At 34.3% G+C, this 12613-nt stretch carries 14 protein-coding genes; 4 read left to right on the top strand and 10 right to left on the bottom strand.

Features of this window, described 5'->3' with window-relative positions; all coding sequences use genetic code 11:
- Positions 1-894, bottom strand: coding sequence for a spore cortex-lytic enzyme (gene sleB / locus LD272_RS00720; protein WP_226034665.1), 894 nt, complete (start codon positions 892-894; stop codon positions 1-3).
- 612 nt (positions 895-1506) lie between these two features.
- Complete coding sequence (gene prsW / locus LD272_RS00715; RefSeq protein WP_226034664.1) at positions 1507-2199, bottom strand: glutamic-type intramembrane protease PrsW; 693 nt, start codon at positions 2197-2199, stop codon at positions 1507-1509.
- Between the two features lie 87 nt (positions 2200-2286).
- On the opposite strand from prsW, the gene LD272_RS00710 reads away from it, so the two are divergent.
- Positions 2287-3258, top strand: coding sequence for an asparaginase (locus LD272_RS00710; protein ID WP_226035005.1), 972 nt, complete (start codon positions 2287-2289; stop codon positions 3256-3258).
- A gap of 63 nt (positions 3259-3321) precedes the next feature.
- Here the strand turns inward: LD272_RS00710 and LD272_RS00705 are convergent, their stop codons facing one another.
- The 5 genes from LD272_RS00705 to LD272_RS00685 form a co-directional block, all read right to left on the bottom strand.
- Positions 3322-4299 (bottom strand): YpdA family putative bacillithiol disulfide reductase, encoded by a 978-nt coding sequence (locus tag LD272_RS00705; protein ID WP_226034663.1) that lies wholly within the window; start codon positions 4297-4299, stop codon positions 3322-3324.
- A 270-nt stretch (positions 4300-4569) separates the two neighbouring features.
- On the bottom strand, positions 4570-5850 hold the full coding sequence (locus LD272_RS00700) for a Glu/Leu/Phe/Val family dehydrogenase (protein ID WP_226034662.1): 1281 nt from the start codon (positions 5848-5850) through the stop codon (positions 4570-4572).
- 245 nt (positions 5851-6095) lie between these two features.
- Positions 6096-6677, bottom strand: a complete 582-nt coding sequence (locus LD272_RS00695; RefSeq protein ID WP_226034661.1) for a genetic competence negative regulator — start codon at positions 6675-6677, stop codon at positions 6096-6098.
- A gap of 90 nt (positions 6678-6767) precedes the next feature.
- Positions 6768-7532, bottom strand: a complete 765-nt coding sequence (locus tag LD272_RS00690) for a metallophosphoesterase (protein WP_226034660.1) — start codon at positions 7530-7532, stop codon at positions 6768-6770.
- A 186-nt stretch (positions 7533-7718) separates the two neighbouring features.
- Positions 7719-8351 (bottom strand): CBS domain-containing protein, encoded by a 633-nt coding sequence (locus LD272_RS00685; protein WP_226034659.1) that lies wholly within the window; start codon positions 8349-8351, stop codon positions 7719-7721.
- Between the two features lie 276 nt (positions 8352-8627).
- Here LD272_RS00685 and LD272_RS00680 point away from each other — a divergent pair, with 276 nt between their 5' ends.
- Genes LD272_RS00680 through LD272_RS00670 form a run of 3 tightly spaced genes read left to right on the top strand, consistent with a single transcriptional unit; the run spans position 8628 to position 9707 of the window.
- Positions 8628-8855, top strand: a complete 228-nt coding sequence (locus tag LD272_RS00680; protein ID WP_226034658.1) for a spore coat associated protein CotJA — start codon at positions 8628-8630, stop codon at positions 8853-8855.
- Positions 8852-9121, top strand: a complete 270-nt coding sequence (locus tag LD272_RS00675) for a spore coat protein CotJB (protein ID WP_226034657.1) — start codon at positions 8852-8854, stop codon at positions 9119-9121. Before LD272_RS00680 ends, LD272_RS00675 begins: the two co-directional genes overlap by 4 nt.
- Before the next feature lie 16 nt (positions 9122-9137).
- Positions 9138-9707, top strand: coding sequence for a manganese catalase family protein (locus LD272_RS00670; RefSeq protein WP_226034656.1), 570 nt, complete (start codon positions 9138-9140; stop codon positions 9705-9707).
- Between the two features lie 141 nt (positions 9708-9848).
- On the opposite strand, the gene LD272_RS21545 is transcribed toward LD272_RS00670, so the two are convergent.
- Genes LD272_RS21545 through LD272_RS00655 form a run of 3 tightly spaced genes read right to left on the bottom strand, consistent with a single transcriptional unit; the run spans position 9849 to position 12613 of the window.
- On the bottom strand, positions 9849-10493 hold the full coding sequence (locus LD272_RS21545) for a LysM peptidoglycan-binding domain-containing protein (protein WP_226034655.1): 645 nt from the start codon (positions 10491-10493) through the stop codon (positions 9849-9851).
- 16 nt (positions 10494-10509) lie between these two features.
- On the bottom strand, positions 10510-11082 hold the full coding sequence (locus tag LD272_RS00660; protein WP_369413903.1) for a CPBP family intramembrane glutamic endopeptidase: 573 nt from the start codon (positions 11080-11082) through the stop codon (positions 10510-10512).
- Positions 11072-12613: a RecQ family ATP-dependent DNA helicase gene (locus tag LD272_RS00655; protein WP_226034654.1), complete on the bottom strand. Its 1542-nt coding sequence runs from the start codon at positions 12611-12613 to the stop codon at positions 11072-11074. Before LD272_RS00655 ends, LD272_RS00660 begins: the two co-directional genes overlap by 11 nt.

Below are 12613 nucleotides of genomic sequence, written 5' to 3'. Positions count from 1 at the left end.
CTACATACAAAATACATGTTTTCCGATTCGTTTAATCTGGGGCCTTCCCCATATCCAGCTAGAAGTAGCGGTATCTGGGTTAAAGTAATAGATAGCATCACCACTAGGATCCATACCATTAATTGCATCTAAAACGGCTACTTTGGCAGAATCGTCTGGAGTCAACCATATTTGTCCATCTGCTACGGCTGTAAATGCTCTAGGCTCAAAAATCACGCCAGATACAGTATTTGGAAACGTTGGACTTTCAACACGATTTAAAATAACAGCAGCAACAGCTACTTTTCCTTCATGCGGCTCACCTCGTGCCTCACCATAAACTGCATTTGCCATTAATTGAATATCATTTTGCGAATATCCATTTGGAACATTTACAGCAGTTGGCTGCGCTGAAGCTCCTTCCTCACTCTCTTGGCCTTGTTGTTCTGGCTGTGGTTGTTCTTGACCCTGCCCAGCTTGTCCTTGATTACCCTTTTGTTGATTTTTATTTTGCCCTTTTTTCACTTGATTTTCTTTCGGCGTTCCACCGTAATAGGTGAATTTATTACCCGCATCAAGCTGTTGTCTAATAAAATTTTTATCGTACTGGCTTGCTTTAGCTAGTTTTTGTTTAGTAGAGGTGCCTGCAAGCCCGTCAATTTCCATGCCAAATTCATATTGGAAGTTTCTAAGTGCCCAGTAGGTTCCCCAACCGAATACTCCATCTATTTTTCCGTTATAGAACCCTAGGTACTGAAGTCTTGCCTGAAGTTCTATAACGTCTTCTCCAACAGCACCCTGTTGAATAATTTGTTGACTAAATGCTTCAACGGGTTTACCTGTCTGTGTTGCAGTTACACCTGTAATTGTACCAATAGCTAATATTAATAATATGATTGTTTTCTTGGTGTTCATAAGGCTTGTTCCTCCTAAAAGCTATTTAAGATGAAAATTGTGTTTGTGGTCTCTATTTTTTGAACTTTCTCCTTTTTTATACATAGTTTCTATTTAACAAATGCTCATCTATCTCAAATAAAAAGCCATTACTACTAATAGTCAGTAGTTCATTTTTGATGGAGAAATTCAAATATAACAAGTGAAATAGCATACTAAATCACATAGAGATTGGTATCTATTTTTCATTGCTATATCAATGTTCAAAGATAAAAAACATCCCTATTAACATCCAAGACGGTACAAAAATTAGCACCCTACTAATAGACATTAGTAGGGTGCTAATTTAATGTGTTATTCTTGATGTTCATTCGAGGTCTAATAACTAGCTGGATAACTATGTGGAACAAATTATCCAAAAATGATCTTCATAAAGCAGATGAAAGTCAATGTGAGCGAGTAAATGAAGGGAATTGACCTTTATCAAAAACTTTAATCTTGTTCGTATAAGCTACCTATAGTTACTCAATCAAAATTTAGATACTTCAAATAGTTACACTAATAGTTAAGTGCTTTGTTGTTTTCTCAACGGTTCAGTGAACTACTTATACTAAAAGTAAAATGGTTTTTTATTTATTGCTGAACTTGTGATTGATCATCAGACAATACAATAATTTCTCTATGTTTATGTTGATTAGCAATTTTCACTTTTCTTAAACCTAATATCCATAAGACTATCATGAATGGAATAATAACTAGCATCCAGATACTTGTTACTGTCTCTAAGATATAATCATAAGAACCATGTAATGATACAGGTATGATTAAAGCAAGTGCCAAACTTAGACGAGGACGTAAGGTGTTAAATTTTGATTTACCTAAATAGTAACCCATAATCACACCAAATAATGCATGTGATGAAACAGGAAATAGTGCTCTACTAAAAGCATATTCAATTCCATGGCCAAATAAGTATAGTATATTTTCCATAGCCGCGAAACCTAAACTAATCGAAACCCCATACATAATGCCATCATAAAGAGAATTAAATTCAGTATATTTGTAAACAGTATATAGAAATATAAACCATTTAAAGAATTCCTCTATCAGTGCTGTCAGAATAAATGAACGGATAAAAGGCGTTTGCCCTATTCCCTCTTCCATAAATGCAAATTGAATAAACATAATTGGAAAGACAAGTAATGCACCGTATAAAAAAGTCCTAAATAAAGCACCAATTGGCTCTGTATTAAATTGGTCTTTAAGATAAAAAAAGGACATCAATGCAAGTGCCGGAGCAATCCCTGCGGAAAGGAGAGCTATCATGTCGACACCCTCTTTCAATATAATTAGTTTTATCGTATCATGAAGTGTGGATAATTAAAATACTGTAAATAAAGTTGGTGGATTTTCCTGAAAAATATACTTATCATTCATACTGGTGGAACAATTTCTATGCTAGAGGACAAAGAAACTGGTACTGTTTCTACAACTAATAACCATCCGCTCATTGATATGAGCCCAATCATTAAACAAATTGCTAATATTGAAGAAGTGAACTTATTTAATTTACCTTCGCCTCACATTACTCCCGTACATATGTTGGAACTTGGAGCGATGATAGATAAAAAGTTATCAACTAACCTTTATAACGGTGTTGTAATCACACACGGAACAGATACGTTGGAAGAAACAGCCTATTTTCTTGATTTATATTTACAAACAAGAAAACCGGTAGTCTTAACTGGTGCAATGAGATCCAGTAACGAAATTGGTTCTGACGGCTTATACAACTTACTAAGTTCTGTTAGAGTAGCAAGTAGTGATGAAGCAAACGATAAGGGTGTCTTAGTCGTAATGAATGATGAAATTCATACTGGGAGAAATGTCACCAAAACGTCAACTAGCAATGTAGCTACGTTCCAAAGTCCGCAGTTTGGTCCGATTGGAATTATTACAAAGGAGCTGGTGTACTTTCATCAGAAGCTTATCGCACATCAATCCTATCCAATCAAAAGTTTAAACAAGAAGGTAGCATTATTAAAAGCCTATGCAGGACTTGATGGTACTCTAATCGATGCTATTTATCACTCTAAATTTGATGGGTTGGTAATTGAAGGACTTGGTCAAGGAAATTTACCTAAAGAAGCGATTTTATCGTTACAACATTTAATCGCCGGTGGTATACCGATTGTTTTGGTATCAAGATGTTATCAAGGGACAGTGCAACCAACTTATTCTTACCAGGGTGGAGGTAAACATTTACACGAATTAGGTATTATATTTACTAACGGTCTGACAGGACCAAAAGCAAGAATTAAATTAATGATTGCTTTAGAAAAAACGAACAACTTTGCTAAGCTAACAGAAATGTTTGATACTTAAACCTTATTGAAATCAGCACAAATAAACCAACCTTCGTCTCTATCCGAGACAAAGGTTGGTTTATTAGTTCTGACTTATTACACTAGCAATACGCTCTCCATGATAACGTCCATTTTCAATAAATATTTCATTATTATTATATCCTGCTGCAATCACTCCAGCAATAAAGACACCTGGTATATTTGTCTCCATTGTTTGTTCGTCAAACTTTGGACGACCTGTTTCAATATCAATTTTAATTCCAATGTTTTCGAGAAAAACCTGGTCAGGCTGATAACCGATCATAGCAAAAACAAAATCATTATTCACAGCTTTCTTCTCGCCATTTACTGTATATATAACCGAATCATTGGTAATCTCGTCAACGTGAGCATTGAACTCCATCTTAATAAATTGATTTCTGACTAACGATTCAAATTCAGGTAATATCCAAGGCTTTACACTCTTCGAATAATCATCTCCTCGGTACAGTACAGTAATATTAGCCCCAGCTTTATGCAATTCGAGCGTTGCATCAACTGCCGAGTTTTTACCACCTATAACAACTACATTTTTATTAAAATATGGGTGGGATTCCTTAAAATAATGATTTACTTTACTTAGTTTCTCACCTTTAACACCTAATGAATTCGGTTGATCATAATAACCAGTAGCAACAACTACATGCTGAGCGTTATATTTTAAGGTTGTTCCATCTTGAGCTTCAGTTTCTAAAGTAAAACCATCATCCACTCGACGAACATCTATTACACGTTCATAGCTATTGATTCTTATGTTTTTTCGATCCGCAACAGAACGGTAATATGCTAAAGCCTGACTTCTAACTGGTTTTTTCATTTCTGTAATAAAAGGTATATTGCCTATTTCTAATTTCTCACTAGAACTAAAGAATGTTTGATGGGTAGGATAATTATAGATAGAATTAACTACATTTTCTTTTTCGATAATTAGCGGATTTATTCCCCGGTTTTGCAACTCAATAGCAGTCGATAATCCACAAGGACCCGCCCCGATAATAATTGTATTTTCTATTTTAACCATATGTACTCTCCTTTATTAAACCAAATAACAGTATATAACCAATTTTCATTGTTTTCCATCAACTTATAGTATATGAAATTAAATATGCATTAAAGTAATTTGCACAATTAACTTCGGATTTAAAATAACAAAAACTCAGGCGTGAGTCTGTACGTGGCTAACTTAGTAATTAATTACCAATATCAGTTTTCATAGACAACAATGAAAAGCACCTATTAACTAAATCAGCTAATAAGTGCCCAAAGGGAGATTATTCCATTAGACCTTAGGTTAAATCCAACCACGAAATCTAGAAGCTTCTGCCATTTTTCTAACTCCAACCATATAAGCAGCTAGCCTCATATCCACTCTTCTTGTTTCTGCTGCATTATATACTGAATTAAAGCCTTTCACCATAACTTTATGAAGCTTTTCTTCAACTTCTTCTTCAGACCAATAATAACCTTGATTATTTTGAACCCATTCAAAATAAGAAACAGTAACACCGCCAGCGGAAGCAAGAACATCTGGAACTAATAAGATTCCACGTTCAGACAAAATTTTTGTCGCGTCTAAAGTTGTAGGACCATTTGCTGCCTCCACAATAATCGAAGCTTTTATATTATACGCGTTTTCTTCAGTAATTTGATTTTCCACTGCTGCTGGCACAAGAATATCACAGTCTAATTCAAGTAATTCTTTATTTGTTATTGTATTAGAGAAAAGTTTGGTTACTGTCCCAAAGCTATCCCTGCGATCGAGTAGATAGTCAATATCCAGACCGTCTGGATCGTGTAAGCCTGCATAAGCATCGGAAATACCGATAACTTTAGCGCCGGAGTCGTGTAAGAACTTAGCTAGGAAACTTCCTGCATTACCAAACCCTTGAATAACTACTCGAGCTCCTTTTACTTCCATATTCTTTTTCTTTACAGCTTCATCTATACAAATAGTAACACCCTTAGCTGTGGCCGATTCTCTACCATGCGAACCACCAAGCACAATTGGCTTACCTGTTATAAAACCTGGATTATTAAACTCATCTATCCGGCTATATTCATCCATCATCCACGCCATAATCTGAGGATTAGTGAAAACGTCTGGAGCTGGTATGTCTTTAGTTGGTCCAACAATTTGGCTAATGGCCCGAACATAACCTCTACTAAGGCCTTCTAGCTCTCTAAAAGACATTTCCCTTGGATCACAAACAATTCCACCTTTTCCACCACCATATGGCAAATCAACTATCCCAGCTTTCAAGCTCATCCAAATAGATAATGCTTTAACTTCTTTCTCAGTTACTGCAGGATGAAAACGAACACCACCCTTAGTTGGTCCTACTGCATCATTATGCTGGGCACGATAACCAGTAAAGATTTTTATAGAGTCATCGTCCATTCGAACAGGGATTCTTACTGTCATCATACGAATAGGCTCTTTAAGTAACTCGAACACTTCTTCAGGATAACCCAGTTTTTCTAGCGCAATTTGGACGACAGTTTGGGTCGATTTTAGTACATCCAATTTATCGTTGTATTTATTTTGAGAATCAGGTGCTTTATCGGCCACCATGAACCTACCTCCCATAAAATTCAGTACATTCACCATATTTATTTTACCATTTATTTCACACATTAGTATACACGTTACATATGAATATGCAATAAATTAATTTAATCATTCTATTTACTTAAGTTACGATTGAAAGCTATTTTTATCCCTATGAAATCGATTAATTAATCAAACCTATTAGCGACAATTAACTACTATGAATACTAAATTAAAAGGCTGACTTATATAGCCAGCCTTTTAAAGGTTCAATTAAAATATTGTACTATTTGGTTAACAGCATTACCGTCTGCAATCACTTTTCCATACTCTTTGAGTCTATATGACGTAAGGATACTTGCAGTAGCAAATTCTGACATAATAGCAATAATATGTTCCCTATTATATCCTTCTACTTCTTCGTCATTTATTTGCATATAATACGTATCATTCAAATGGTACACGGAACCACCAAATATTCCTATGTCTTTGAGGTGAGAACAAACTTGAATAATGTCTTCAAAGTCAGAAAATGAAAAGATTAGTTCTCGACTTTCATCCAAAGTGACTTTCATCTCAACATACTCTTCATCTTCTAATTCTTCCCTTTGATTATTCTGTGTAACAATAACTAGCATTCCTTGAGCCTGAAGTAAATGGACTTGGACAAGGAGCACACCATCTAGTTCTATCCCAAGTTCATCACTAGCTTCATACATCATGTCATGGAATAACTGATGTACTCTTGGTAGGTCGTGCCAAAGGTCTTCTTTCGTTAATCCTCTTTCGATTAGATCATCAAAGGTTAAAAATATTTTAAATTGATTCGTTGAAAGACGTTCTAACCGCATTTGGTTACCCCCTTAGAAATGCCCTCTTGTTATTATTAATGTATGTAGAATTAGTGCTTAAGTTAACTACTTTTTGAGATTTAGGTTCGTTTAATGCAAAGTAATCACATGACACTCTGCATTTGTCCCTAACCTGAAAGGTAATTTAGTATAACCATATCCTTCACTTACCATTATAGGTGTGTTCAATAGCCTTGTACATCCTCCACTTGTGTAAAATCCAAAACCTAAAATACGAATTTGACCCCCATGAGTATGTCCCGCTAAAACAAGATCTAGTTTAGTAAATTGTGATTTGGTTAACTCGGATATGAAATGAGGATCATGGGTAAGTAAAATAGTGTAATTACCCCATGCATTGTCAAGTCCTTGTTGAATATTCGGATGACCCATGTGACAACAGTCTACTCCTATTAGATTAAATGTGGTCTTATCTTTTTCAATAGTTGCAGTTTCATTATTTAAAATAATAACTCCATTATCTAACAGAACTGTTCTAAGTTCCGAATGTTTTGTTTCATAATCATTGTTTCCCCAAATAAAATATATTGGAACATCGAATAACCTTAGGCGCACGATATTTTCCTCAACTCGTTTCATTGGTACACCTTTTTCCACTAAGTCACCGCCAATAATAACTACGTCAAAACTTTCTTTAATATTGTTCAGAGTTTTAATTTTAATTCTCCGCCTGTGAACATCAGAAATAAAAAAGATTTTTAGTGGTGAGGGTGCTTCATCTGTCGCATTTAACTTTATCGATCGGTAGTCAATAATATCATGGTGTGCCTTAAAAACCATATATATAATAATTAGACTGAGTAATGTTATCAGAATAGTGATATAAAATATCAACTAAGTTTCTCCCTTTCTCATGTCACTACTACTAAACGTTGTTTAATTAATTGTATTCAGTTCATAACATAAATGATTAACATCCAAAAAAAAATTATACTTCAGTTTAAATTATCAAGGAACAATAATCACATATGAATTTAAAAATGGACAACCATTTAATGCTCTTGGGTGTCCATTCACTTTTTAAACTTCTTTGATATCTAAGACTCTAAACCCTGAATTTTCAAGTTTTTTCGCGAGTTTTTCAACATTTTCACTTTTATCAATCTTGAGAACAATCCTCCGGGCGAGTTTATCCGTTTCATCAAACGTTGCTATTGATATAATATTTACATGCATTTGTTTAATAATATCGGAAAGTCGTGAAAACCGTCCTGCAGATTCTTCCGACGTAAATGCAATTCTAATTCCATTCTTTTTAGTACCAAAAGCGCTTTGAATCTGCTCTAATACATCAAACCTAGTTATAATTCCTAAGAATCTTTTATTGTCATCAGCAACAGCTAAAATTGGAAACTCTTTAAAGGCTATCAATGTTTTTTCAAAAACCTCATCCTCACCTATAAATAAATCATGATTCGATACAATTTCTTCTACCTTTTGATTTGCTAGAAATTCGTCTTTTGTCTTATTACTATGGAAAAAAGCTTTGTAAATGGTTTGTTTTGAAACCATTCCTTTAAAAAATCCATCTTCTACTACTGGCATTGCTTGTATGTCACGGTTAACCATTTCGTTTAGAACGACCTTTAATGAATCATTGGGTGCAGCTACATGACACCGATAATCTAACTTCATTATACTTCTAACAAACATATCCATCATCTCTCCCGTCATAAGTGAAACTTTCTGCAGATGCGAAAATTTATTTCTCACTGCAGAATAGCCTATCAGGTTGTTATCGTCCGCACAACACTTACTGAAACATTAATTTTCTAATGGTTCAGGGGTTGATTATCGACGATTATTCAACGCGATAAATATTATTTCTACATTTCATCAAACATTCCTGCAAGTAAAATAGAATGAGACAAGTTTAATTTACATACATTCGAATGTATGTTTATTTTATCATAGAAAGGAGAATCTTTAATGCACCCCACCTATACAAAATATTACTATCCATATGTCAGTCCCTTAGATCCTTGTCAACCAATAACAAAAAAAAGTTACTCGACACCCCCTAATCTATATATGGGATTTCAGCCTCCTAATTTACCGCAATTTAACACTGCAAAAGAAGCATTATATCGAGGAACACTATGGCCAGCCTTATATGATGATTATCCAAATAAAGATTACCGAGGTGATCAGAAATGAGCAAAACTAAAACAATGCCGCCGGAATATTACGAGTTACTAGAACAAATCCAGGCTGTTGATTTTGTGATTGTTGAATTAAATCTATATCTTGATACTCATCCCCAAGATTATGATGCAATTCAACAATTTAACCATCACACACAGGAAAGTAAACAAATGAAAAAGCAATTTGAAAAACAATTCGGTCCTTTGATGCACTTTGGCAGAAGCTATTCCAACTATCCATGGAATTGGGATGATCAACCATGGCCATGGCAAGTCTAGAAGGGAGGAACCTACTATGTGGTACTATGAGAAAAAACTGCAATACCCGGTAAAAGTAAGAGAGTGTAATCCTCGACTTGCTAAATATTTAATTGAACAATATGGTGGTGCAGATGGTGAACTATCTGCAGCACTACGATACCTCAATCAACGGTATACAATTCCAGGCAAAGTGATTGGATTATTAAATGATATTGGAACCGAAGAATTTGCTCATCTTGAAATGATAGCAACAATGATTTACAAACTAACAAAAGACGCAACACCAGAGATGCTAGAAGAAGCAGGATTGGCACCTCATTACGTCAATCATGACAGTGCTCTTTTTTATCACAATTCAGCAGGAAACCCATGGACGGCTGAATATATCCAAGCAAAGGGAGATCCAATTGCTGATATTTATGAAGACATAGCTGCTGAAGAAAAAGCAAGAGCAACATATCAATGGATTATTAATATGTCAGATGACCCGGAATTAAATGATAGTCTGAAATTTTTGAGAGAAAGAGAAATTGTTCACTCACAACGATTTAGAGAAGCCGCTGAAATACTAAAGGATGATCGTGATAAAAAGATTATCTTTTAAATTTTTTGGGTTATCAATTTCATAATACCTATTTAACGCCATCAAGGATTAAAGCTTTCCCAACTATTTGTTGTCTGGATATGATGATATTGTAATTATGAAATTGACTCGGGTTAGACTTCAATTTAGTCTAACCCTTCTCTAATTCAAGGTTAACTCATTGTTAGGAATGAGAATTTCCTGACCAGTTATGACCTCTCTATCTTGAAGGTTATTTGCTTCAATAATTACCTTTTCTCCTTCTTTGCTACCATAAAAACTGATTGCAATTTGGAATAATGTATCGCCCTGTTTAACCTGATAGTAGGTCACTTCCGTTTTTTCAGGCTGAATAGTTTCTTCAGTTCCGATAAATTCTGTGCTAGTTTGATTAACTTCATCACTTCCAATTTGAGGATTAATTTGAATCGCCTGCTCTTCAGTTACGGGGGGTGACTTTTTATCTGTATCTATTATTCTTACCATTTCACCAGCTGGATTAGGAGAGGTAGATTCTTTCGAGACAGATGATGGCAATAATTCTTCCCCCCATATATGGTAAGTTAAGACCATAAATACAATTAGGATAAAAAGAACAAATAAAAACCGAATAAGAGGAAAACTAATTTTCCATTTAACACTGGTTTTCTTATTAATATGTGTTTGGCTTCTTGGAGGTAAGTTTAGAATATCAACATCTTCTGAATCCTCTTCAATGGTATTTGGGTCATTATTTATTTCACTAACTTGATTAATTCTGTTTCTAAGCTGATAGGCTTGGTCTTTTAATTTTTCTTCATTAGTCACTTAACAAACCCTCCCCTCATTTTTGCAAACGAATAGTCAACGCTAGGAAAAAATCGATAATAAAATGAGCAATTATCGTCACTAATAAATTACTAGTTATTTCATACATATAACCCAGATAAAAGCTAACTAGCACTATAGAAATTAACAAAACAGGTTTGGTTAAATATCTAATATGAACGATTGCAAATAAAAAGCTAGCGATAAAATATCCAAAAACTGTATGAATTACACCTCGAAAAAGCATTTCCTCGGATAAGGCAACAATGAGTGAGATGACAAAAATATCAGGTACAGAACGATTTTTGAAAATCTTTTCATTTATACCCCCATCATCATACAATTTTTTTGGTAAACTATACATAAGTAGTAAATCAATTACTACCACAATAACCCCAGGTACTACTCCATAGTAAAATAGCTCAGTAAAACTCCATTCAACTAATGTAAACCAAACACTAAATTTTTCAAAAAGAAACAGACTTAATAACAAGCTTAGCGCAAATAAAAAAAATTGTGATAATAAAAGCTGTTGCTTTAATTGATAATCGGTTAATCTATGAATAAGATCAGCTTGTTTAGTCTTCACGATAATCACCTTGCAACATTAATTGTTTAAATGTTTCTTCCCATCCTTTAGGAGGAATAGAAATATTCCGTTCAACTATTGGCGGTTCCCACGTTAAAAACGAAAAGTCACAGACATCACAACAACCATATAATGGTTGACTCAATGTTTCTTGGAAAGAGGAAAACAAAAGTTTGCGACGACATACATGTTCGTTGTCTGCCCACTTTAGAAGCTCAGTCAACTTTTTTTGCTTGTATGTATTCCTAGTTACGATTAAGTTATATAGTTGATTTTTCAACATCTGCCAGTCGTTAAATTCTTCCATAATTCGACTCTCTTTTATCATACCATGTTTTTCAAATTGAAAAAGTAAAAATCTCCATTGTGTCTCGTTTAAATTAAAATAATCTAACATTTTTGTCTCACTTTTTATTGAGAAGTTATCATTTTCTTTTGCAGATAAAAAATCAATAATATCATTAACTGTTTGATAATCAGGTAGTTCATTTTCGATCAATCTTTTAGGCAATTGATCATCATTTGGCGCAACTAGTACTAAGCTAGCAGAGGCTTGGCCATCTCGTCCAGCTCGACCGACTTCTTGAATAAAGGATTCAACTTGTGTAGGCAAATGAAAGTGCACAACTAGACGAATATCCTTCTTATTTATACCCATTCCAAAGGCACTAGTACAGCAAATAACATCTAACTGATTATTCATAAACTGTTGTTGTATTAAAATCCGATCCTCTTGTTCCATTCCACCGTGGTAATATGCTATTCGATGGTTTGGAAGATTAACCGAAAGTTCTTCAGCTGCTTTTTCAGTAGTATTTCTACTAGAAAAATAGATCATTGTCGGAACGTTGAATTTTTTGAGAACATCAACTACATAAGCTATTTTTTCTTGATATTGTGTAAAACGTTGGACCATAAATGCAATATTATCTCGATCCATTGGGTGGATATGCTTTTTCACTTCTTTCAAGCCCAGTTGTTGCTCGATATCTATTTGTACCTCTGGTGTTGCAGTAGCACTAAGAGCAAGAACCGTTGGATTCCCTATTTGGTTAATTGCATGATTCAGCTTCAAATAATCAGGTCTAAATTCATGCCCCCACTGAGAAATACAATGTGCCTCGTCGACTACGAATAAAGAGACTTTCACTTTATCTAGATATCGCAAGAAAAATTTATTCTGTAACATTTCTGGAGATACATAAATTAATTTGTAGCTAGCTAAATTAGTAAGTGCATAATTTCTATTTGACATACTTAAAAAGCTATTTATTGCAATTACCTCTTTAAAACCAGTAGCTTTTAACTGTTTGACTTGATCTATCATTAATGAAATTAACGGTGAAACTACTAACACACTACCATCAAGCAAGTGTGCAGGAAGTTGATAGCAAAGCGATTTACCCGATCCAGTAGGTAAAATACCAATTACGCTACTTCCTTTTAATATGTCAGTGATAATTTCTTTTTGACCATTTCGAAATGTTGAAAAACCAAAAAAACGGCTTAGTTTACCTTCTAAATAATCCAA

Source organism: Aquibacillus saliphilus (assembly GCF_020404745.1).
GTDB classification, from domain to species: Bacteria; Bacillota; Bacilli; order Bacillales; family Amphibacillaceae; genus Aquibacillus; species Aquibacillus saliphilus.
Note: the sequence above shows the minus strand (reverse complement) of the source record. Positions and strands in the feature narration are given on the sequence as shown.

Coding starts and splice junctions, on each gene's coding strand:
- sleB (WP_226034665.1), bottom strand. CDS start 894: ATGAACACCAAGAAAACAATCATATTATTAATATTAGCTATTGGTACA.
- prsW (WP_226034664.1), bottom strand. CDS start 2,199: ATGATAGCTCTCCTTTCCGCAGGGATTGCTCCGGCACTTGCATTGATG.
- LD272_RS00705 (WP_226034663.1), bottom strand. CDS start 4,299: ATGGTTAAAATAGAAAATACAATTATTATCGGGGCGGGTCCTTGTGGA.
- LD272_RS00700 (WP_226034662.1), bottom strand. CDS start 5,850: ATGGTGGCCGATAAAGCACCTGATTCTCAAAATAAATACAACGATAAA.
- LD272_RS00695 (WP_226034661.1), bottom strand. CDS start 6,677: ATGCGGTTAGAACGTCTTTCAACGAATCAATTTAAAATATTTTTAACC.
- LD272_RS00685 (WP_226034659.1), bottom strand. CDS start 8,351: ATGTTTGTTAGAAGTATAATGAAGTTAGATTATCGGTGTCATGTAGCT.
- LD272_RS00680 (WP_226034658.1), top strand. CDS start 8,628: ATGCACCCCACCTATACAAAATATTACTATCCATATGTCAGTCCCTTA.
- LD272_RS00675 (WP_226034657.1), top strand. CDS start 8,852: ATGAGCAAAACTAAAACAATGCCGCCGGAATATTACGAGTTACTAGAA.
- LD272_RS00670 (WP_226034656.1), top strand. CDS start 9,138: ATGTGGTACTATGAGAAAAAACTGCAATACCCGGTAAAAGTAAGAGAG.